Raw genomic sequence first — 20,136 nt, 5'->3', positions numbered from 1 at the left:
GTAGAAATCCCGGTGCTTCAGACGATCGGCCACGCTGCCAGCCGGTGCGCGAACTCCGGGGGCGAGGCCACGACCACTAGCGAGGCGGGTTCGGTGCCCAGGTTCGCGAGGCTGACCCGCTCACCGGCGTCGAGGTGTGCGGCCGAGCCGGGCGCCAGGGTGTGTACGTCCTGGCCGCGGCGCACCTGAACCGACCCGGCGACCGGGATCAGGACAATCCGTGAGGCGCCGTGGTCGTGCTCGGGCATGCCACTGCCCGGGGGGATCTCCACGTGGATGACGGCGACCTGGTCGGAGGTGGTGGCGGTCGTGAGCGGTGTGGCGGTCGGGCCGTCCGGTCACGGGGGCCCGGCGGCGCGTCGCGGTTTCGGTGTCGGCGACGTACATGGGGACTCCTCGATTCCGGCGCGGGTGGGCCCGCAGTGCGTTTCGTATCCGTGCAGGGGCTGGTACACGAGCGGGACTATGCGGCCGTGGAGGGGGCGAGATGCGCCAGGCAGGCGTCGGGTTCGGCGAAGGGTTCGAGCCGGGTCGCTTCCACGGGGGCGCGCAGTTCGCCCAGAGCGCCCTGCATCAGGCCCAGGTGGAGCGGGCAGACGATCGTGCCGTACTCTTCGGCGAGTTCGAGGAAGGGGCAGTGCCGCAGCCGGACGGGCCCAGGCACCTCACCGTCATCGCCGATCTGTGGATCGAAGCCCAGATCGTCGAGCATGGCGGCCAGCCGGCCGACGGCTTCGTCAGCACTCAGCCGACGGGAAGGGGGCACGTGCTCGACCAGATACCGACCCCAGGCGCGCCCCGCGTCGGTGGCCGCCTCCTCGGCGCCAGACCCGGCCGAAGCCAGCTGGCTGAGCAGCATCCGGGCCAGCAGCCGGTAACGGCGCGCTCCACCCCGGTCCATTCCCGGTTGCGGCACGTAGACCGTGCGCGGGCGTCCCGGACCCGACGGTTGCTCCACCTTTCGTTCAACGCGGCCCTGCGCCACGAGCGCGTCGAGATGGAAGCGCACCGTGTTGGGGTGCACGTCGAGCCGGTCGGCGACCTCCGTGACGCCCAGCGGGGCAACGGCGGCCTGCACCGCGTCGAGTACTGCGCGACGGCGTTCGGAAAGCTGTTCCCGATCCCCCCGCTCCTTGCTGGTGGCCATGTTGGTCAGCCTTCCCGGACTTGTGGCGGCAGTGCAGTGATGAGCGGGTGGTCACGCTCGATGAGCCCGAGCTTGGCGGCGCCGCCGGGTGAGCCGAGGACGTCGAAGAACTCGACATTCGCCCGGATGTAGTCCTGCCACTCCGGCGGGACATCCTCCTCGTAGAAGATCGCCTCGACCGGGCAGACCGGCTCGCAGGCCCCACAGTCCACGCATTCGTCCGGGTGAATGTACAGAGAACGCTGCCCCTCGTAGATGCAGTCGACGGGGCACTCCTCGACGCACGCCTTGTCCTTCACGTCGACGCAAGGCTCGGCGATCACGTAGGTCACGATGCGCTCCTCACGCCACCCGAGAGGTTTCTACAAATACTACATGTAATAATCGTGAGCGGGGGCTGAGAGGAGCATCACGCCGTGGCATCGTCATCCGAGATCCATATCGAGGCGACAGAAACCGACCCGGCCGTCCGGGCCCAGGTAGCGATCTGTGCCGTGCATCAACGGCTGCGGATCGGCCTGGCCGCCTTCGGCGAATCCGAACCGGTCGCCGGCTCCCAGAACGTCGTGCATGCGGCCCTGGTGGACTTCTGCACCGGTGAGCTGCGCCGTCATCTGGCGGCCACCGACCAGGCGCTCTTCGCGGCAGCCTCCGACGCGGCCGAGACACGCCTGCTGGTCCGCGCCCTGCGCACCACAACCGCAGCCCTCGACGCGCACATCGACGCGCTCGCCGCCACCGACGACACCACCTCCGCGATGGCGATCGCCCAGGTGATCGAGGCGGTCCTGGCCGTCCATCTGGCGGCCGAGGAGACCGTCCTGCTGCCTGCGCTCGCGGCCCTGCCCGGCGCCGATCTGCCCGCTCTCGTCACGGACATGCTGACCCTGCTCGCGGGCGGCGAACTCGACCATCCGCCGGTCCTCGACGTCCGTGAGATCTCGCACGGCCAGCGGCACCCGCGGATCTTCGCGCGCTACGCCCGCCTGGGCCCCGGCGAGGGCTTCGTCCTGGTCAACAGCCACGACCCCAAGCCCCTGCGCCGCGAGTTCGAGGCCACCCACCCGGGCACCCACACCTGGGACTACCTCGAATCCGGCCCGGAGATCTGGCGGGTACGAATCGGAAAGGCAGCCGTCGATGCCTGACACCCCACCTCCCGGTACCCCCGCGGCGATCGACGCGGACGGTGCCGAACCCTCGACCCGGCCCGCTCCCGCGCCGACACCGCGCCTGCTGTGTGACGTCCATGCCCTCGCCGGGGCCGACCCGGCGAGGTCGGGTGCCGTGTGGAAGCTCACCGAGTCCGGCCGTCAGCTCGACGCCAACCTCGTCCACCTGCCGGCTCACCAGTGCGTCGATACCCACGCCGAGCCCGACCTCGACGTGCTCCTGCTCGTCGTCGCCGGGCACGGCATCCTCGGCACCAGCGACCGGACCGAACCCCTCACAGGCGGTGCGCTGTTCTGGCTCCCCCACGGCTCGACCCGCCGCATCACCGCCGGTGCGGACGGCCTTTCCTACCTCACCGTTCACCGCCGACGCCCCGGCATGCAGATCCGCCCCCGCACCGCAACGGACAGCTGATCGCCGGCGCATCTCGACCGGTGCCCCGCCCCGCAACGCGCTCTGCGCAGGCCCGCCACAGTGCAGCGGTACACCCGCTCGCCGGCCTCGGCTAAGCAGTCTCGGTGGTGTCGATGGCAGCGGGTTCGAGGCGAGGGCGGAGAAGGTCGGCGCCCGGCACGGCCCTGAGCGCAGGCAGCAGCACGGCCTTATTTCACGGTCAGGTGAGCCGCGAGGACCGCCTTAATGTGCTGAGCGAGGGGGGCCACGTCATTTGCGTCATCGGCGCGGGACAGAGCGTCGATCTTACCGTCGAGGTCGCCCGAGGCGGCCCGCAGCGTGCGGACCAGTAGGCGGTTGGCAGCAGCCCCCGGCCAGGGGTCCGTGGCCAATGCGGCCCGAGCGCCGGATAGTCCCGCGGTCCGCCCGCTCCGGTGATACCGCCGGGGCACCAGCGAGCCGACCTTGCAGGGTTCCGACGTTGTCAGAGGCTCGCTGTACCGGTCAGGTGCCGGTCAGCCATTCAGCGAGTACGGCCGCCTGGCTGTGATCCACGTCCTTGGTGGCGGTGAGGAGCGTGAGCTTGTCGTGGGCGGCCAGGTCACGCAGATGCTCGGCGGCCTGCCGGTGTCCGGCGTCCTTCAACTCGGACAGGTAGCGGCGGCGGAACTCAGCGAAGCGGCTGGGCTCGTGGCCGTACCAGCGGCGCAGGTCGGTCGAGGGGGCGACATCGCGCAGCCACTCATCCAGGTGCGCCTCGTCCTTGCGCATACCCCGTGGCCAGACACGGTCGACAAGGACCCGCTTGCCCTCTTTGGGCGAGGTCTCTTCGTAGACTCGGCGGTAGGTGATCTGCTCGGCCATAACGGCACCTTCCAGATCGATCGGTCAGTCCGGCCCGACCGCGCGCGGCCAGTGCGTGCCCCACGCAGGGGGATGTTTCTGACCCACCCATTTTATCGGGGGTCGCCCGTGCCGGGGCTCGTCCAGGTCGAGCCGGTCCGGACCGTCACCGCCGACCGTTCGACAGACGGTGTGAGGAGGAGCATGAGCACCCATGGCAGCCGCCCGACACAGCAGGCCCACCACTTCCCCATGGCGACGGCTCCCCGACTGGATTCTGTGCGCGAACTGGACGAGACGGTGAGCACCTGTCGGGCCTGCCCGCGGTTGGTGGCCTGGAGGGAGGAGGCCGCACGCGTCAAGCGCAGGGCCTTCCGGGACTGGGAGTACTGGGCCAGGCCCGTGCCAGGCTTCGGCCCGCCGGACGCACCACTGGCGATCATCGGACTGGCTCCAGCCGCGCATGGCGGCAATCGCACCGGACGCATCTTCACCGGTGACCCGTCCGGCGATGCCCTCTACGCGGCACTGTACGACCTCGGCCTGGCCTCCCAGCCAGTGGCCACGCACCGCGACGACGGGATGAAGCTGTACGGCGTGCGGATCACGGTGCCGGTGCACTGCGCACCGCCCGACAACCGCCCCACCACGACGGAGCGCGACACCTGCCGACCGTGGCTCGCCCAGGAACTGGAACTCCTGCGCCCGACTCTGCGCGCAATCGTGGTACTCGGGGGATTCGCCTGGCAGGCGCTGCTGCCGGTACTCACCGCCACCGGCTGGCAGGTGCCCCGTCCTCGCCCAGCATTCGGGCACGGCGCACACGCGCAACTCACCGACGCCCGAAGTGGACGGGTGTTGCACCTGATCGGCGGCTACCACCCGAGCCAGCGCAACATGTCCACCCGCACCCTGACCCCCGCCATGCTCCGCGACGTGCTGCACCACGGTGCCGACATCGCTGGCCTGGCGGTCCGCCAGTCACCCGGGTGACCCGCCGTTGACCACCTCTCCCCACGACGGGACCGGCGACGCGTGTCAAAGGCTGGGGCCACCGACCTGTGAGTGTGAGCGGCGGCGAGGGCATGCGGGCGTTCGGAGTGGTTGCGGATGCGGATGACCTGGTCGTGACGCAGATGAATACCCCGGTAGCACAAAGCGGGCTGATCGTCTGTGGTGCCGGCGATGCCAGGATCGGTGATGCGTAGCCGCCCCCGTGGTCGCGCAGCATGGTGGCTCCGCCGAGTTCTTTGGCGAGGGCGGCGGCTTCGCCGGTCAGCTCTCGCATTCCGTCCCGATCGCCTCGGCGCGCGAGGGTGTACGACGCGCTCTGGACCAGGAGCCCGCGCACCGCGGTGCCGGCTCGTCCGATGCCGCGCAGATCCGGGTTATCAGCGGCTGAGACCGCGATCGACAGTGCCTGGTCATGCCATCCCGCCCTTCTGGCGAGCACGGCCACCTGCCGGGCGGATTCAGCGACCGCGAGGACGTCTCCTGCTGCCTCGGCGAGTTGCCGCGCGCGGTCGACGGCCATCCAGCCGAGCTCTTGCTCGTCCATCTTCACGAGCATGCGGGTGGCCAGCAGATAGCTCTTGGCCAGGAGGGCGGACTGCTCTGTGTCGTGGCTACCGGTGGAAGGCGCGTGGCCGGCGCGGATGAGGCGGGGCAAGCGCACAGCGAGGGACGCGTAACGGCAGGCATCGAAGTCGGCGAGCGCGTGGGTGAAGTCGGTGGAGAGCGCCTCGGACGACGGCACGGCCGTGGCCGCGCCCAGTCCGAGCATCGCGTCCCGGAGCCGGGCGACGAGCAACTCGCCGAGCAGGGCCTCACCGGCCTGCGCGGATCCGCTCCCCCAGAAAGGGGGCAGTGGCTGTTGCCGCCAGGCCCGCGAGCAACTTCCGTCGGTGCACTGGATCTTCACCGTCCTCCCGCCCGGGTGTACCTACCTTAGGGGCGGAGAGCCGGGAGAAGGCCTCTTACAGCCCCCAATACCTAGACCTCATGCCGGTTCCCCGCTGCGCGCAAGGTCGTCCAGCTACCGTTCATCCCGCCCGGTTCCGGCCCGCCGGCCCTGCGCGGTCGAAGTCAGCGGTCGGGGTTTTGACGCCGGAGGAACTCCCGGGCTCCGCGAAGGCGGGTGGCCAGGCGCTTCTGGGTGACGCGGCTGTCGAGGCGGACACAAAGTCCGCCGGGGAGGCCGCTGTCAGCCCGACGCCCGGTCGGCAGCAGCGATGCGTCAAGGCCATCCCGCTGCGCAATAAGGGTGCCGAGTTCGTGGCGGGTGACGGCATCCGGGCCGGCGAGGTGAAAGACGCCGACCGCATCGGACAGGGTGAGCTCCCACAGTGCGGCGGCCAGGTCGCCGACGTGGACTGGGCATCGGACATCGTCCGTGAACAGGGCTCCGTCCCGCGTGCCGGCGGCCAGAGCGTGCACCAGGCGCTCGTGCTCGGACCGGCCATCGCCGATGATCAGCGAGGTCCGCACGACGACGGCCCCCGCGCTCAGGAGCCGCACGGCCGTTTCAGCCGCCGCCTTCGCAGCCCCGTACGGTGTTACTGGGTCGGGTAGAAACGTCTCGTCGTACAGGTCTTCGCGGCCGGAGAACACGGCGTCACTCGACACGTGGACCAGGCGGATACCGCGCTCCGCCGCGGTCAGGGCGAGGCGGATGCCGCCTTCGGCGGTGATAGTCCAGTCCGCTCCGCCGCTCGTCACGTTGATCACCGCGTCCGGAGCCACCGTGGTGAGCACCTCCTCCAGGTGGAGGGGATCGCGAAGGTCGAGATGGTGCCATGCCGCCCCGTCGTAGTCGCCGGGGCGGGAATGGTACGTGGCGACCGGGTGACGGCCCGCGGATACCGCCTGGCGTACTAGCTCGGCCCCCAGGAAGCCGCTGCCGCCGATGATCAGCACAGTCATGCCGCCTCACGCTACGGGCGAGCGCCACCGCCCAGAGCCGCTTCAGCAGAACTCGCGCGTCCCCTGGAGACGGTCGCGGTGTTCAAGCGGACCCTCATGTGACGAGGCCCTGATTCTGTACGCGGTATGACTGGCAGGTGGGTGGGGCGGTGTCAGAAGGCCATGCGGGTGTCGCTTCGTGGGTCCCCGGTTACCAGATGTTCGTCGTAGAGCCCGTTCTGTGCCGAACGGCGCCAGGGCCGGGCGTAACGGAGGGCCACGTCGATGTCCGGGTCGGTCGAGTCGAGGTCGATGTCCGCGACCACGAGAGCGGGTTGCCCGTCGGCGGGGCATTGCGCCAACCACCGGCCGCCGGGCGCCACGATCCCGGACGGCACCGTAGCGCTGTACTGGGCTGGGATGGAGTAGCCGAGCCAGTAGTTGTAGAGCGTTCCGTAGGCCTGGGCGACCCGCGCCCGCGGCGCGTCGTCGACCATCACGGAGAGCAGGACGCAGTCGACGTCCAAGCGTTCGTATTCGGCGAAGAGCGGCGGGAAGTTCGCCTCGACGCACAGCGCACAGCCGATGCGAATGCCGTCCACCTCAAAGACCACGGGGTCACGCCCCGGGGTGTACAGGTAGGAGACCTCGGTGTGCGACAGGAAGCGCTTGTCATATCGCGCGACCAGCTCGCCACGGTCTGAGACGATGAACAGGCTGTTGTGGGGCCGGTTCGGGGGTGTGAGCGGGTGGATCGACCCGAACGCCGTCCACAGCCGCAGTTCCCCCGCCAGCGCAGCGATCGACTCGGCCTCTTCGCGCAGGACGTCCCAAGCGGCACGGCTCCAGTCGGCCGGGGTCAAGCCGCCGTCCGGGGCGGCCGCCATCACGTGCTTGCTCGGGTAGGTGATCGCCCCCTCAGGGAACTGCACCAGGCGCGCGCCCGCGCCGACGGCCTCAGCCATCAGGGCCCGGATCTCCTCCCCGGCCGCTCGCAGCGCGCCTCGGTCGGTGGGATCCTCCGGCACAGTGCTCTGCGCGACAGCCAGCCGCAACGTCCTCGCCATGACGTGGACGCTATGGCATCTCCACCGCCGTGGCGTGAAGCTCCGGCCGGCCCGGCCGGATCCGCGCAGTTCCTGTCCGGTTCGCTGGCTGTGACCGGTGAACTGGCACGCCGACCGCAGTGAGGGTCGGCCCACGTCCAGACCGTGACCACGTGCCTCGTCGACCTTCGGCGCCCCGTTCCACACAAAGTCCCGGCCGTAGGCCCGGCGTTCTGGTCCGGAGCGGCGCCGGTGGTGCCGCCGGGGTACTCAATGCCGGCAGGTCGTCGTGGACTTGGTGTAGATGACGAGGCAGTCCAGGGGACGGCCAGCGGCAACGTCGATCTTCAAGTTCTCGCGAACGGATCGCCGCCGTCGGCTGACGCGCACCTACGGAGGCCCGGGCGGGTCAGACGTCCGGTGGGCGGCCGGCCCGTGTCAGTCGCCACACAGTGCACCAGGACATCGCCCGCCGCTCCCCTCGCACCCCCACAAAGCCCCTCGGCGAACCCCCGCAACAGGGCGCGACCACATAGACCCCAAAGGTCACTCCACGGCGCGCCGTGCCCACCAGCATGCGACCGAGGCTCACATGCATGGCGAGCTACAGAGATTCGGGAGCCGAGGGATTCAACAGGATGCCAATAGTGATCGACTGAGCGAGTGAGTAGCGACTCGCTCCGAAGGACATAAGATCTGATTGACGAGTCGATAAGTCAGTCGTTAGGCTTTCAGAGTGAGCCTTGATAGGCGAACCGGAGCACCACCCATGAGGACTTGACACACACCAGGAACCGACTCGACATCATCGCTGCAGCACAGCGTCGGCAGTGCCGCAGCTTAGGGTGCGCTCCGCGCTGACACGTGAGGACCAGCCGTCTAAAAGTTCGTACGAGTTCCTGCGCTCGCTTCATGCCCGGGTGCCTCCCATCTGACGCAGCACCCCAACAGCCCAAACGGAAGAGGTGCCATGACTAGCCCCGAAACGAACCGCACCGGCGCCGAGCGCAAGGCCATGATCGATGCGGCCATGCGGGCCCTTGAGCAGGGCGAGGTGACGCTCGACCCAGGGGAGGCGGCCCGCGTCATCGGCTGCGGCGAGAGGTGGCTACGAGACGGGGCCAACCAGCGCGGCTTCCCTCACCACCGCTTCGGCAAATTTCTGCGGTTCAGCCTCCAGGACTGCCGCGAAATCCGGGAGATTCATCACAAGATGACCCGGCCGTCGGCACTGGCCAAGGCCCGCCGCCGCAAGGCCACTCCACGTAAGTCCACTGGCAGCGGCCCGGCTACGCCGTCCACCGTCCGGTTCAAGCCCGCCGCGTGAGGCGATCCGTAAGGGTATGCCGCGACCTGCAGCCTCACCCCCACTTACTTCTCCCAGACGAAGGAGCGCATAGGTCGGCTCGCTCCGCCGGACCCGCCCTGACGTGAGAAAACTCCCGGACCAGGGCGGGTTTTCCCATGCCCGGCAACCTGTGTGCCACCCCCACGCGGCTTGTGTGACCCATCAAGTGGTGGTGTGTCCGTTGCGGACGGTGCGAGTCGCGGGGGTATCCAGGCCGTTCCACGCCAGGCGCCGTGCCGCGTCCAAGGGGTGCATGCCTGATCCTCGCAGTCCCACACCCCGCGACACTTCTGCCTCATTCAGCTGTCCGAGCTCTGCCCCTACCGCCCAGAAAGAAAGACACCTGATGCCCTACATCGAGTGGCGCGGCAACTTCTGCCGCGTCCGCTGGAACACCGGCAAGAAGAACGACAAAGGCCGGTGGATCTTCGACAGCAAGGGCGGCTTCGACACCGAAGAAGAAGCCCTCGAGTACGGCTTGGACCGTGAGTCGGACATCCGCAACGACCGGTACATCAGCCGTCGCGACGGCGCGGTCCTCATGACCGAATACGTCAAGACGTGGCAGCAGACTCTCGATGTCGGCCACCTCCGTAAGAGGAACATCGAGTCCATCGTCCGGCTCTACATCGAGCCGCGCTGGGGCGAGATGGCCGTTGCCGACATCAAGCCATCTCTGTGCCGGGCTTGGGAGATCTGGCTGAAGGAGCAGGACCACATCGGCTACCGCTACCGCGGCGAGATCCTGCTCATTTTCAGCATGATGATGGACGACGCCGTCGATGACGGTCTCCGGCAAACGTCGCCCGTACAGAAGAAGAAGCGGCGGCGCGGCAAGTACAAGAAGAAGCCGCGCGAGCGGAAGCGCAACCTGCGCATCGAGGACGTCCACCAACTCGCCTGCAACGCCCTCTCGTTCTGGGGGTTCCCTGGCTACGTGTACGTGTGGACGTTTGCCATGACCGGCATGCGGCCCGCTGAGTTGTACGGGCTGCGCCCCGAGTACTGCCACCCCAACTGGCCTGCCTCCGACCCGTTGGACGATCCCGACGAGGAGGACCGCGAGGACCGGCACGCCGAAGACCTGGAACGGTACGGCCCCGACCTCATGCCGGCCATCCGCGTGCAGTGGCAGCATCAGCGCCTTGAAGGAACAGGAAAGCCCGGCCTGTACGTACCGAAGTACGAGAGCCGGCGCACACTCGTCGTGCCGCCGTTCCTGGCCGAGTTGCTGGAGATGCTGCTCGCAGGCCGGGAGCCCGAGTGGGTTTTTACCTCAATCAATGACGGCCCGCTCATCAACGCGAACTTCCCCTACCACTACTGGAGGAAGTTCGCTGACGGGCGCGACGCCAGGGAGGAATTCGAGCGGGTACGGCTCGGGCAGAAGCAGACCGTCGACTCGCGGCGTCCCCTGCCGGAGTTGCCGGCCGTGGAGCGCTGGAAGAACAAGCGGCAGTACCTGATGCGTCACGGACACAAGGAGTGGATCGATGAGGACGGCCACAGCCGCGTCGCCACTGAATCCCGGATGGGCCACGAGCTGGCGGGTGTCGAGGGGTTGTACTCCAACGTGACACCGGCAATGGAGAAGGCCATCATGGAGACGCTGCAGGCGCGGTGGGAGAACTTCGCGCTCACACTCCCCGAGGGGTGGGAGCCGCCCCCGTCTCCCAGTCCTCTCCCAGTTGATCTTTCGGGCTGGATGGCGTTGCAGGTCAAGACCGCCAAGGCTAAGTGGTCATAGGTTTGTTCATGAAGTTCATCTCCACCAAGAGCTTCATGCCGTTCGTCTGGTACCGCATCGCGCTCGGCATCGTGATCATCGTGCTGGTCGCCATGGGCACCCTCAGCCCGCACGCGGCGGAGTCGGCGGGTTAGCCGCGTGGCATGTGCCCGGGAACGTGTCCCGGGCACGTGACCGAGGACATACGGTGCGGGTAGCCGTCCGGTAGCGCACTGTCAGTCCTTGGCCCTAGGCTTGTCCGCATGTCCCCCGATTTAGTGACCCCTGGTTCCGCGCGGTCCGCCGCCGAGGTCAATGAGCAGATCCGCGCGCTGTGGCTGCGCGCGGGCGGTTCCCTGTCCGCCCAGGAGCGCGAGCAGTACGAACTGCTGGTGGTCGAGTGGGCCGCGGCGATACGGGGCGGGGTCGTCGCGGCGGCCTGACGCCCGTGAGGCTCAGCGCCCGCCCGCCACTCTCAGCACCGTCCCCGTGGTGTACGAGGCGTCCGGCGACATCAGCCAGGCCACGGCCGCCGCGATCTCCTCGGCCTGTCCCGCCCGTCGCAACGGGATGTTTCCCGCCATCTCCCGGGCCCGGTCCGGGGCCCCCATCGCGGCGTGCATCTCCGTGTCGATCAGGCCCGGGGCGACCGCGTTGACGCGGATGCCGTCCGGGCCCAGCTCCTTGGCCAGCCCGAGGGTGAAGGCGTCGACGGCGGCCTTGGTCGCCGCGTAGTGGACGTACTCACCGGGGCTGCCCAGCGTGGCGGCTCCCGAGGAGATGTTCACGATCGCTCCCTCGCCCCGGGGCGTCATGAGCCGCACGGCCCGGCGCGAGCACAGCAGCGTCCCCATGAGGTTGACGTCGACGACCCGCCGCAGGACATCCGTCCCGGCGTCGGCGAACCGGCCCAGCGGCCCCGTCACCGCCGCGTTGTTCACCAGCCCCGTCAGCGGACCGAGCTCGCGCTCGGCCACGTCGAAGAGCCGGTCGGCATCGGCCTCGACGGACGTGTCCGCGCGTACGCTCACGGCCCGCGCCCCGGCCGCCCGCACTCCTTCCGCCACTTCCTCGGCGGCCGCGGCGTCACGGACGTAGTTCACGACCACGTCGTGCCCCTCCGCGGCGAGCCGCAGACAGGTCGCGGCGCCGATCCCCCGGCTGCCCCCGGTGACCACCGTGACGAGACGCTTCATTGAGTACCTCCTGGCGACGAACGCGTGACGAAGATCCTCAGGCTCGCAGATGCCCGAGCACGTCGCCGTTCAGGGGGTACGCCCGCTCCTCGGGCAACAGCGCGGCCGCCCGCCCGAGTTCCCCCTCCCGCACCAGGGCGTGCACCTCCGTGGCGAGCGGCGTCACGTCCTCGATCCCCACGATCCACTCGTCCGCGTACCGCTGTGCCGCCTCCCCCGCGAGCCCCAGCTGCAGCGAGCGGTGGGGCAGCGGATTCAGCCGGAGATCCCGCTCCGGATCCCACTGCACCCGCGCGGGCGCCCGGCGCAACGCGCTCCGCCACGTCTCCGCGTCCCCGTGCAGCACCGGCACATGGTGCGACAGACAGGAGTTCCGCAGCGCCCACACGAACCCCTCCCGGCTGATCTCCACGGCCAGCACGGTCTCCTGGTCCTTCTTGGTCCCCCACCCGCAGCGGTACATCATCCACAGGAACGAGGGCTTGATCCATGTCATACGGGTCCGGCTCCACGAGGACGTGAACCGGCCGTGCCGCGCCGCCGGGCGGCCGATCCTCGGGCCGTAGGCCTGGTAGACGGTGAGGGTGGAGTCGGTGTGGCGGGCGCGTATCCCGAACCTCGGATGCTCTTCGTTCACGGCGTACAGCTTCGGCCGGGCGGCGGGGCGAAGGCCACCGAATATCCTCGCCCGGCCTCTTGGCTGCGCACGCGCCATGGCCAACACTGAGCCGATGACGCAGCGTGTGGAGCTCGCGACCGTGAGGGACCGACTGGCCGTGGACGGGCTCGTCACCGAGTACGCGGTGGCCGTGGACGACGGTGACTGGGAGGCGTACCGGGGGCTGTTCACGCCGGACGGGCGGGCGGACTACCGGTCGGCGGGCGGCATCGAGGGCAGCGCCGGGGCGGTGGCCGGCTGGCTGGCGGAGAGCCTCGGGGGCTTCCCCGTACGGCAGCATCTGATCGTCAACCGGCTGGTGCGGTTCGGGATCTGGGAGCAGGACACCGGCGACACGGCCCGGGTGCGGGCGGACTACGTGAATCCGCTGGGCCGCGACGGGCAGGACGGGGTGTCTCCGGCACCGGACCTCGTGTGCGGGGGCCGGTACGTGTTCGCGATGCTGCGCACGGCCGACGGCTGGCGGCTGAGCGAGGTGGTCGTGCGGGAGAAGTGGCGGCGCCCACCGACGCACGGCGGGCTCCTGTGATCGACTGATCCGGGACCGCACTGTCCCGGATCACTCCGGGGACGCACACTGGAGGCACCACGGGGTAGGGAGCCGCCTATGAAGACGCTCGGCCACTGGCTCGCCTCCCCCTGGCGCCGCTCGACCGCCGCCGCGGTCGTGGGCGCCCTGCCCGTCCTGGCCTTTCCCGCCCCGTCCCTGTGGTGGTTCGCCTACGTCGCCCTCGTGCCGTGGATACTGCTGCTCCGTACCGCTCCGGCGGGGCGACGGGCCGCCTTCGACGGCTGGTGGGGCGGGTTCGGCTTCATGCTGGCCATGCACCACTGGCTGCTGCCGAGTCTGCACGTGTTCACGTTCGTCATCGCCGCCCTGCTGGGCGCCCTGTGGGCGCCGTGGGGGTGGCTGGTACGGCGGATGCTGGGCGGGACGCCGTCGCCCGGGCGGGTCGCGGCCGGGCTCGTCGTGGTGCCGTCGGGCTGGCTGGTCATCGAACTGGTCCGCTCCTGGCAGGGGCTGGGCGGCCCCTGGGGCGTGCTCGGTGCGAGTCAGTGGCAGGTGGGGGCCGGGCTGCGGCTTGCGTCGGTGGGCGGCGTATGGCTGCTCAGTTTCCTGGTGGTGGCGCTGAACGTCGGCGTGGCCGTGCTGGTCGCGGTCCGGCGGGCCCGGGTGCCCGCCGTGGCCGGGCTCGTCGCCACGGCTGCCGTGACCTCCGCCGCCTGGGTGTACGCGCCGCGGCCCGACACCGACGACCGGGTGCGGATCGCGCTCGTGCAGCCGGGTGTCGTCACCGGTCCCGACAGCGCGGAACGGCGCTTCGACCGCGAGGAGCAGCTCACGCGCGAGCTCGCCGGGCAGGACGCCGGCCTGATCGTCTGGGGCGAGAGCAGCGTCGGTTTCGACCTCGGGGACCGCCCCGACCTCGCACGGCGGCTGACCGCGCTGTCCCGCGAGACGGGCGCGCCGATCCTGGTCAACGTGGACGCCCGGCGCTCCGACCGGCCCGGCATCTACAAGAGTTCGGTGCTGATCGGCCCGGACGGCCCGACCGGCGACCGGTACGACAAGATGCGACTGGTCCCCTTCGGTGAATACATTCCGGCCCGCTCCCTGCTGGGCTGGGCGACCTCCGTCGGCAAGGCGGCCGGGGAGGACCGCCGGCAGGGCACGGAGCAGGTGGTGATGGACGCGGGGAACGGGCTGCGGATCGGCCCGTTGGTGTGCTTCGAGTCCGCGTTCCCCGACATGAGCCGGCATCTCGCCGAGGACGGCGCGGACGTCCTGCTCGCCCAGTCCTCCACGTCGACGTTTCAGCGGAGCTGGGCCCCCGGGCAGCACGCCTCGCTCGCCGCGCTGCGCGCCGCCGAGACCGGCCGCCCGATGGTGCACGCCACCCTCACGGGCGTCTCCGCCGTGTACGGCCCCGACGGGGAGCCGGCCGGCCCGCGGCTCGGCACGGACAGCGCCGCCGCGCAGGTGTACGAGATCCCGCTGGCGCACGGGACGACGCCCTACGTCCGCTTCGGCGACTGGACGCTGTACGCGGCGCTGCTGGTCCTCGTGGTCTGGGGCGTCACCGAGGTGGCGCGTCTCAGGCGGGGCGCTCGTGGATCGCTCGTACCACCCGTTCGCACAGTTCATGGGTGGCCAGCGCGTCCCGGGCGCTGAGCACCCGCCCGGCGCGGACCGCGTCCAGGAAGGCGAGCACCGCCTGCTCGATGCCGCGCTGCCGTGACACGGGGACCCAGTCGCCGCGCCGCCGCACGGTCGGCTGTCCCTTGTGGTCGATCACCTCGGCGAGGTTGACCACCTGACGCTTGCTGTCCTGCCCGGACACCTCGAGGATCTCCTCGGCCGACCCGCTGAGCCTGTTCATCACACCGAGCGCGGTGAAGCCGTCCCCGGCGAGCTGGAGCACCACGTGGTGCAGCAGTCCGCCCTCGGTGCGGGCGCGCACGGTCACGTCGTCGACCTGGCCGGGCACCAGGAAGCGCAGGGTGTCGACGACGTGGATGAAGTCGTCGAGGATCATCGTGCGGGGTTCCTCGGGCAGTCCGACGCGGTTCTTCTGCATCAGGATCAGCTCACGCGGGTGGTCGGCGCACTGGGCGTAGCCGGGCGCGAAGCGCCGGTTGAAGCCGACGGCGAGGCTCGTGCCCCGTTCCTCCGCGAGCTCCACCAGCCGCTCGGAGTCGGCGAGTTCGTAGGCGAGCGGTTTGTCGACGTACGTCGGTACGCCCGCCTCGAGGAGCCGGGTGACGATCTCCGGGTGGACGTCGGTGGGCGCGTGCACGAAGGCCGCGTCGAGGTCCTGGGCGATCAGGGCGTCGAGGTCCGCGTGGCGCTGTGCGGGCGGGAGGCGGAGGGCGTCGGCGACGTGGTCGAGCGTCGCGGGGGTGCGGGTCTGCAGATGCAGTTCCACCCCGGGCTGGTGGGCGAGCACCGGAAGGTAGGCCTTCCGTGCGATGTCCCCGAGTCCGATGCAGCCGACCTTCACCGTGTGTTCCCCTCCAGCCGTCACCTGCCGTGATCTGCGATCATACGGTCTTCCCGCTTACGGCCCCTCCGGCGTGCGGCAGCGGCGGCCGGCGTCACCCGGGGCGCGTTCGGAGCGTCCGTACGGGGTGGGAGATCACCCGTGCGGGGCATGGTGTGCCCGTCCGGGCTCCGTAGGGCGGCCGGAGCCAGCAGAGTTGACCGGGTGCATCGAACGACGACCACAGCAACGCTTCTGGTGACCGTGGCTGTCTCGGCCCTCTCGGGCTGTATGACGGTCCAGCGCCCCCTCGCCCCCGGACCGGTGGGGGCGCCGTCCCAGGGATCACAGCCACGTCCGGTCGGAGGCAACGAGACGGAGGTCGTGCAGGCACCGGCGCGCGAGGCCCTGGAGATGGTCGGCCCGTCCCGCCGGCCGTCGAAGAAGCCCGCGTCACCGTCGCGCCGGGCCGCCGCTCCCCCGGGCACACCGGAGCGGAGCACACCGCCCGGTGACGGCAGGGGACGGGCCGCGGCGAACGGCGGCACCGGGGCGCACAGACCCGCTCCGGCTCCGCCCGCCCCGGCGGCGACGATGCGCGGCGAGGCCTCCGCCGGGGCGGATCTGTGCGCGCTGGGCAGGCAGTACGGGGGCTGGCGCCCGGGCAGCCGGGAGGCGGCCATCTGCGAGGAGACGTACGGCCGCTGAACGGGCCGGAGCCGCGCGGACGCCGGTGCCGCGAGCACCGGTTCTACGGCCGGAGTCCGCCGTCCTCGTCCAGTCGGATCTCCAGGTGCCGGATGGCGTCCCGTACGCCCTCGCCGTAGCGGTCGTCGGCCAGGGTGGCGGCGGCGCCCCGGGCCCGGTGGAGGTGGGTGCGGGCGGCGTCGGGGCGGCCGAGCCGGGCGTAGTCGGCGGCGAGGTTCAGCTGCAGCGACGGGTAGAGGGCGCGCGCGGCGAGGGAGGCTCCGTCCGCGGCGGCCTCTTCCCCTGCCGTCAGCGCCCGCAGGTCCCAGGCGAGTTCGTCCTCGGGGTCGTCCTGGGTGTCGGCGAGGTAGTGGGCCAGCGTGCAGCGGTGCAGCGGGTCCCCCTGCTCGCCGATCTCCGCCCACAGATTGAGGAGACGGTGCCGGGCCTCCTCGCGGTCCCCCGCGTGGTGCAGCATCACGACCTGACCGATCCGTGTCAGTACGGCGTCGGGCGCCGCCTGCTCCTGTCGCTCCGCCACCGCGTCCTCCGCACCGCTCGCCGGCTGTCGCCGTCGACGCTAGCCGCAGAGGCCGGCAGATCGGACGAGCCGCTCCGGGTGCGGGACCCGTCCTACGGGTCCCGCACCCGGCGGGCGACGTCAGGTCAGGTTCGGGATGGTCCAGTCGATCGCCTGGTGGCCCTGCGCCGCCACCGCCTCGTTGATCTGCGTGAACGGACGGGATCCGAAGAACTTCTTCGCCGACAGCGGCGAGGGGTGCGCGCCCTTGACCACCACGTGCCGGGTCTCGTCGATCAGCGGCAGCTTCTTCTGCGCGTAGTTCCCCCACAGCACGAAGACCGCCGGGTCGGGGCGGTTCGCCACCGCGCGGATCACCGCGTCGGTGAACCGTTCCCAGCCCCGGCCCTTGTGGGAGTTGGCCTCCCCCGCGCGGACCGTGAGCACCGCGTTGAGCAGCAGCACGCCCTGCTCGGCCCACGGCATCAGATACCCGTTGTCCGGGACGGGTGCGTCCAGCTCCGCGTGCATCTCCTTGTAGATGTTCCGCAGCGACGGGGGGATCTTCACGCCCGGGCGGACGGAGAAGCACAGTCCGTGCCCCTGGCCCTCGCCGTGGTACGGGTCCTGGCCGAGGACCAGGACCTTCACCTTGTCGTACGGCGTGGCGGCCAGCGCCGCGAAGACCTCCTCGCGGGGCGGGTAGACCGCTCCGTTCGCCCGCTCCTCCTCGACGAACTCGGTCAGCTCCTTGAAGTAGGGCTGCTGCAGCTCGTCGCCCAGAACCCCGCGCCAGGACTCGGGCAGCATGGCGATGTCGGTCACGTCAATGTCCTTACGTGTGCGGTCGCTTCCAGGCCCAGAACCTACAGGCGACCACTGACAACCGGCCCGGCGGACGGTCCCACCCGGCTGCTACCAGCTGGTCTTCCGGGAGAGTTCCCACACCATCATGATCGTCGACGGGTCCAGCGCCCGCTCCGCGCCCGAGATGTCCCGGCTCGCCGCCACATACTGCCGGCCCTGCCACAGCGGCAGCAGCCGCGCGTCGTCGACGAGGATCTGCTGGGCCTCCTCGAACTGCCGCACCACGTTCCCCCGGTCGCTCTCCCGGCGGGAGCTGGGCAGCAGCTCGGCCGTGATCTCGGTCGCCTCGTAGGGCGTTCCGAGCGCGTTCTGCTTGCCGACGAAGGGGGCGATGAAGTTGTCCGCGTCGGGGAAGTCAGGGAACCAGCCGCGCCCGAACACCGGGTACTCGCCCTTCTGGTAGCCCTCGACGTACGTCTTCCAGGGACGGCTCTTGAGCGTGATGTCGAACAGCTTCGACGCCTCCAGCTGCCGCTCCAGCTCCTTGAACTCCAGCGCGGTCTCGGAGCCGTAGCGGTCCGTGGTGTACCAGAGGGTCAGCGGCACGCGCTCGGTGATCCCGGCATCGGTGAGGATGCGCCGGGCCTTGGCGGCGCTGGGCTCGCCGTAGTCGTCGAAGAAGCCGGTGGTGTGTCCGGTCAGGCCCTTAGGGACCATCGAGTACAGCGGGTCGACGGTGTCCTTGTAGACCTTGTGCGCGATCGCCGCGCGGTCGACGACCTGCGCGATGGCCTGGCGCACCTCCCTCCGGCCGGCCCACGGGTCCTTCGGGTTGAACACCAGGTAGTTGATGTCCGTCCCGGTGCCGTCGATCAGCTGGAGCTCCTCCTCCTTGGAGGTCTTGCCCTGCAGGCCGATGATGTCGCCGGCCGCCAGACCGCGGTAGGTCAGGTCGATGCGGTCGTCCCGCAACGCCTTGACCATGGTGCCGGAGTCCTGGAAGTAGCGGATGGTCACCGCGCTGTTCCGGCGTTCGGCGAAGCCCTTGTAGCGGTCGTTGCGGGCGAGTTCGGCCGCGGCGCCCTCCTTGTACGACCGCAGGGTGTACGGCCCCGAGCCGACGACGCCGTCGTCCTCACGCAGTGCGCCGGCCGGATAGGCGTCGGGGTCGACGATGGACATCGCCGGGGTGGCGAGCACGAACGGGAAGGTGGCGTCGGGCTTGTTGAGGTAGAAGACGACCTCGCGCTCGCTGGGCGCCTGCACCCGGTCGAGGCTGCCCAGCAGACCGGCCGGACCACCGTTGACGTTGATCTTCCGGATCCGGTCGATGGAGTACTTGACGGCACCGGCGTCCAGGGTGCTCCCGTCGGAGAACGTCAGCCCCTCGCGCAGCTCGCAGCGGAACACCTGGTTGGAACTGTCGGAGAACGCACAGCTCTTGGCGGCGTCCGGCTGGGGCGTGGTCGCGCCGACCGGGTAACTCAGCAGGGTCTGGTAGATGTTGCGGAACAGCTCCCACGAACTGTCCCAGGAGGCCGCGGGATCCAGCGTGCTGGGCGAGCTGGTCGTGCCGACGACGATGGGTCCCTCGTCGTCCTGGGAGTCGGACGACAGGACGCCGCATCCGGTCACCAAGGACGATATGGACGCGATGGCCGCCACCCGCCGCAGGCATCGGTTCCGGTTGAACACGCGCACGCTCCTCGCTCTGCCGTCCCAAGAGTCGGCAGACCATACCGCAGTGTTCGCCCCGTTGACCCCTCTCTGTACGCCCCTTGAGATCAACTCTCCGATGACTACGTTGTCACGCACCGTTGCGACCCGAAACGCCGGCACGGGCGCCGTTTTCGTCAACGGACGCCCGTGCCGGATCGTCGAACGGGGCCCCGCGCGGTGCGCGGAGTCGCCCCTCTCACACCGTGGTTCAGCCGACTCCCGCGTTCAGGAAGATGCCGCCGTCGACGACGAGGGTCTGGCCGGTGACCCAGTCCGACTGGTCCGAGGTGAGGAAGGCGGCGGCGCCGCCGATGTCGGACGGTACGCCGAGCCGGCCCAGCGGGTAGCCGGCGGCCGCCTCCTCCTCCCGGCCCTCGTACAGCGCCTGCGCGAACTTGGTCTTCACCACGGCCGGCGCGATGGCGTTGACCCGCACCCCGGGCGCGAACTCGTGCGCCAGCTGCTGGGTCAGGTTGATCATCGCGGCCTTGCTGACGCCGTAGGCGGCGATGAACGGCGAGGGCGCGATGCCCGCCACGGAGGCGATGTTGACGATGGCGCCGCCGTTCTCCTTCTGCCAGGCGTGCCAGGTCTTCTGCGCGAAGCCGAGCGCCGAGATCACGTTGGTCTCGAACACCTTGCGCGCCACGTTCAGGTCGAGGTCGGCGATCGGCCCGAAGACCGGGTTCGTTCCGGCGTTGTTGACCAGGTAGTCGATCCGGCCGAAGGCCTCCATGGCGCGCTCCACGGCGACGGCCTGGTGGGCCTCGTCGTGCGCCTTGCCCGCGACGTACACGGCGCGGTCGGCGCCGAGCTTCTCGACGGCCTCCTTGAGGGCGTCCTCACCCCGGCCGGTGATGCAGACCCGGTCGCCGCGCGCGATCAGGGCCTCGGCGACGCCGTAGCCGATGCCGCGGCTGCCTCCGGTGACGAGGGCGACCTTGCCCGAGAGTTCCACTGCAGTCATGTC

General features: G+C 70.1%; 22 protein-coding genes and 1 pseudogene. 10 read left to right on the top strand and 13 right to left on the bottom strand.

The genetic code is table 11. The features are described 5' to 3' along the window. Positions 1–17 precede the first annotated feature (17 nt). The 3 genes from IF28_RS39690 to fdxA all read right to left on the bottom strand — a co-directional run bounded on the left by IF28_RS39690 (position 18) and on the right by fdxA (position 1,479). On the bottom strand, positions 18–248 hold the full coding sequence (locus tag IF28_RS39690; RefSeq protein ID WP_234324845.1) for a cupin domain-containing protein: 231 nt from the start codon (positions 246–248) through the stop codon (positions 18–20). A gap of 215 nt (positions 249–463) precedes the next feature. Continuing rightward, positions 464–1,147, bottom strand: a complete 684-nt coding sequence (locus tag IF28_RS0102920) for a helix-turn-helix transcriptional regulator (protein WP_030213364.1) — start codon at positions 1,145–1,147, stop codon at positions 464–466. Positions 1,148–1,152: 5 nt separating this feature from the next. Continuing rightward, positions 1,153–1,479 (bottom strand): ferredoxin, encoded by a 327-nt coding sequence (gene fdxA, locus IF28_RS0102915; protein ID WP_030213361.1) that lies wholly within the window; start codon positions 1,477–1,479, stop codon positions 1,153–1,155. Positions 1,480–1,563: 84 nt separating this feature from the next. On the opposite strand from fdxA, the gene IF28_RS0102910 reads away from it, so the two are divergent. After that, complete coding sequence (locus IF28_RS0102910) at positions 1,564–2,295, top strand: DUF2249 domain-containing protein (protein WP_030213357.1); 732 nt, start codon at positions 1,564–1,566, stop codon at positions 2,293–2,295. Next, positions 2,288–2,734, top strand: coding sequence for a hypothetical protein (locus IF28_RS0102905; protein WP_234324844.1), 447 nt, complete (start codon positions 2,288–2,290; stop codon positions 2,732–2,734). Before IF28_RS0102910 ends, IF28_RS0102905 begins: the two co-directional genes overlap by 8 nt. Positions 2,735–3,217: 483 nt before the next feature. Here the strand turns inward: IF28_RS0102905 and IF28_RS0102895 are convergent, their stop codons facing one another. Next, on the bottom strand, positions 3,218–3,577 hold the full coding sequence (locus IF28_RS0102895) for a DUF488 domain-containing protein (protein WP_030213354.1): 360 nt from the start codon (positions 3,575–3,577) through the stop codon (positions 3,218–3,220). A 183-nt stretch (positions 3,578–3,760) separates the two neighbouring features. Between IF28_RS0102895 and IF28_RS0102890 the strand changes: the two genes are divergently transcribed. Further along, on the top strand, positions 3,761–4,549 hold the full coding sequence (locus IF28_RS0102890; protein ID WP_078620822.1) for a uracil-DNA glycosylase: 789 nt from the start codon (positions 3,761–3,763) through the stop codon (positions 4,547–4,549). 1,092 nt (positions 4,550–5,641) lie between these two features. On the opposite strand, the gene IF28_RS0102880 is transcribed toward IF28_RS0102890, so the two are convergent. Then, positions 5,642–6,478: an SDR family oxidoreductase gene (locus IF28_RS0102880; RefSeq protein ID WP_030213349.1), complete on the bottom strand. Its 837-nt coding sequence runs from the start codon at positions 6,476–6,478 to the stop codon at positions 5,642–5,644. Between the two features lie 152 nt (positions 6,479–6,630). Next, a complete protein-coding gene (locus tag IF28_RS0102875) occupies positions 6,631–7,524 on the bottom strand; it encodes a carbon-nitrogen hydrolase family protein (protein WP_078620821.1) in 894 nt (297 codons plus the stop codon). Positions 7,525–8,473: 949 nt separating this feature from the next. On the opposite strand from IF28_RS0102875, the gene IF28_RS0102870 reads away from it, so the two are divergent. From IF28_RS0102870 to IF28_RS0102855, 4 genes and pseudogenes are all read left to right on the top strand, one after another. Beyond that, the gene (locus IF28_RS0102870) at positions 8,474–8,830 is read left to right on the top strand and encodes a DNA-binding protein (protein ID WP_006378952.1); all 357 of its coding nucleotides are present in this window, start codon (positions 8,474–8,476) and stop codon (positions 8,828–8,830) included. 367 nt (positions 8,831–9,197) lie between these two features. Beyond that, entirely contained in the window at positions 9,198–10,598 is a 1,401-nt protein-coding gene (locus IF28_RS0102865) for an integrase (RefSeq protein ID WP_030213337.1), read from the top strand. After that, positions 10,592–10,732 (top strand): annotated as a pseudogene (locus IF28_RS37410) (undecaprenyl-diphosphatase); the annotation flags it as partial. The gene IF28_RS0102865 and the pseudogene IF28_RS37410, both read left to right, overlap by 7 nt. Before the next feature lie 108 nt (positions 10,733–10,840). Beyond that, on the top strand, positions 10,841–11,020 hold the full coding sequence (locus tag IF28_RS0102855) for a hypothetical protein (RefSeq protein ID WP_030213335.1): 180 nt from the start codon (positions 10,841–10,843) through the stop codon (positions 11,018–11,020). 12 nt (positions 11,021–11,032) lie between these two features. Here the strand turns inward: IF28_RS0102855 and IF28_RS0102850 are convergent, their stop codons facing one another. Both IF28_RS0102850 and IF28_RS0102845 read right to left on the bottom strand, forming a co-directional pair. Beyond that, positions 11,033–11,773, bottom strand: a complete 741-nt coding sequence (locus IF28_RS0102850) for an SDR family NAD(P)-dependent oxidoreductase (RefSeq protein WP_030213332.1) — start codon at positions 11,771–11,773, stop codon at positions 11,033–11,035. Between the two features lie 37 nt (positions 11,774–11,810). Continuing rightward, a complete protein-coding gene (locus tag IF28_RS0102845; RefSeq protein ID WP_030213330.1) occupies positions 11,811–12,410 on the bottom strand; it encodes a DUF4291 domain-containing protein in 600 nt (199 codons plus the stop codon). A 94-nt stretch (positions 12,411–12,504) separates the two neighbouring features. Here IF28_RS0102845 and IF28_RS0102840 point away from each other — a divergent pair, with 94 nt between their 5' ends. Together IF28_RS0102840 and lnt are read left to right on the top strand one after the other, a co-directional pair. Beyond that, a complete protein-coding gene (locus tag IF28_RS0102840; protein ID WP_030213327.1) occupies positions 12,505–12,981 on the top strand; it encodes a nuclear transport factor 2 family protein in 477 nt (158 codons plus the stop codon). A 78-nt stretch (positions 12,982–13,059) separates the two neighbouring features. Continuing rightward, positions 13,060–14,625, top strand: coding sequence for an apolipoprotein N-acyltransferase (gene lnt, locus IF28_RS0102835; protein ID WP_030213324.1), 1,566 nt, complete (start codon positions 13,060–13,062; stop codon positions 14,623–14,625). On the opposite strand, the gene IF28_RS0102830 is transcribed toward lnt, so the two are convergent. Beyond that, complete coding sequence (locus IF28_RS0102830) at positions 14,549–15,454, bottom strand: Gfo/Idh/MocA family protein (protein WP_030213321.1); 906 nt, start codon at positions 15,452–15,454, stop codon at positions 14,549–14,551. The genes lnt and IF28_RS0102830 overlap by 77 nt on opposite strands. A gap of 363 nt (positions 15,455–15,817) precedes the next feature. Between IF28_RS0102830 and IF28_RS40250 the strand changes: the two genes are divergently transcribed. Further along, entirely contained in the window at positions 15,818–16,141 is a 324-nt protein-coding gene (locus IF28_RS40250) for a hypothetical protein (protein WP_324616044.1), read from the top strand. Between the two features lie 43 nt (positions 16,142–16,184). On the opposite strand, the gene IF28_RS0102820 is transcribed toward IF28_RS40250, so the two are convergent. The 4 genes from IF28_RS0102820 to IF28_RS0102805 form a co-directional block, all read right to left on the bottom strand. Further along, positions 16,185–16,661, bottom strand: a complete 477-nt coding sequence (locus IF28_RS0102820; RefSeq protein ID WP_030213314.1) for a hypothetical protein — start codon at positions 16,659–16,661, stop codon at positions 16,185–16,187. A 120-nt stretch (positions 16,662–16,781) separates the two neighbouring features. Then, positions 16,782–17,465, bottom strand: a complete 684-nt coding sequence (gene ung, locus IF28_RS0102815) for a uracil-DNA glycosylase (protein WP_030213310.1) — start codon at positions 17,463–17,465, stop codon at positions 16,782–16,784. Between the two features lie 90 nt (positions 17,466–17,555). Next, positions 17,556–19,142: an ABC transporter substrate-binding protein gene (locus IF28_RS0102810; protein ID WP_030213308.1), complete on the bottom strand. Its 1,587-nt coding sequence runs from the start codon at positions 19,140–19,142 to the stop codon at positions 17,556–17,558. Between the two features lie 232 nt (positions 19,143–19,374). Beyond that, positions 19,375–20,133 carry an SDR family oxidoreductase gene (locus tag IF28_RS0102805; RefSeq protein ID WP_030213306.1) on the bottom strand — a complete coding sequence of 253 codons (759 nt, stop codon included), beginning with the start codon at positions 20,131–20,133 and terminating at the stop codon, positions 19,375–19,377. Positions 20,134–20,136: the final 3 nt, after the last annotated feature.

The organism is Streptomyces sp. NRRL WC-3626, from assembly GCF_000718785.1.
GTDB lineage: Bacteria > Actinomycetota > Actinomycetes > Streptomycetales > Streptomycetaceae > Streptomyces > Streptomyces edwardsiae.
The sequence above is the reverse complement of the archived record's forward strand: the minus strand, read 5'-3'. Positions and strand labels throughout refer to the sequence as shown.

What these genes read in the sequence shown, in the direction of transcription:
- IF28_RS0102895 (WP_030213354.1), bottom strand. Translation starts at nt 3,577, where the DNA reads ATGGCCGAGCAGATCACCTACCGCCGAGTCTACGAAGAGACCTCGCCC.
- IF28_RS0102870 (WP_006378952.1), top strand. Translation starts at nt 8,474, where the DNA reads ATGACTAGCCCCGAAACGAACCGCACCGGCGCCGAGCGCAAGGCCATG.
- IF28_RS0102840 (WP_030213327.1), top strand. Translation starts at nt 12,505, where the DNA reads ATGACGCAGCGTGTGGAGCTCGCGACCGTGAGGGACCGACTGGCCGTG.
- IF28_RS39690 (WP_234324845.1), bottom strand. Translation starts at nt 248, where the DNA reads ATGCCCGAGCACGACCACGGCGCCTCACGGATTGTCCTGATCCCGGTC.
- IF28_RS0102855 (WP_030213335.1), top strand. Translation starts at nt 10,841, where the DNA reads ATGTCCCCCGATTTAGTGACCCCTGGTTCCGCGCGGTCCGCCGCCGAG.
- IF28_RS0102890 (WP_078620822.1), top strand. Translation starts at nt 3,761, where the DNA reads ATGAGCACCCATGGCAGCCGCCCGACACAGCAGGCCCACCACTTCCCC.
- IF28_RS0102805 (WP_030213306.1), bottom strand. Translation starts at nt 20,133, where the DNA reads ATGACTGCAGTGGAACTCTCGGGCAAGGTCGCCCTCGTCACCGGAGGC.
- lnt (WP_030213324.1), top strand. Translation starts at nt 13,060, where the DNA reads ATGAAGACGCTCGGCCACTGGCTCGCCTCCCCCTGGCGCCGCTCGACC.
- IF28_RS0102905 (WP_234324844.1), top strand. Translation starts at nt 2,288, where the DNA reads ATGCCTGACACCCCACCTCCCGGTACCCCCGCGGCGATCGACGCGGAC.
- IF28_RS0102880 (WP_030213349.1), bottom strand. Translation starts at nt 6,478, where the DNA reads ATGACTGTGCTGATCATCGGCGGCAGCGGCTTCCTGGGGGCCGAGCTA.
- IF28_RS0102865 (WP_030213337.1), top strand. Translation starts at nt 9,198, where the DNA reads ATGCCCTACATCGAGTGGCGCGGCAACTTCTGCCGCGTCCGCTGGAAC.
- IF28_RS0102875 (WP_078620821.1), bottom strand. Translation starts at nt 7,524, where the DNA reads ATGGCGAGGACGTTGCGGCTGGCTGTCGCGCAGAGCACTGTGCCGGAG.
- IF28_RS0102920 (WP_030213364.1), bottom strand. Translation starts at nt 1,147, where the DNA reads ATGGCCACCAGCAAGGAGCGGGGGGATCGGGAACAGCTTTCCGAACGC.
- IF28_RS0102850 (WP_030213332.1), bottom strand. Translation starts at nt 11,773, where the DNA reads ATGAAGCGTCTCGTCACGGTGGTCACCGGGGGCAGCCGGGGGATCGGC.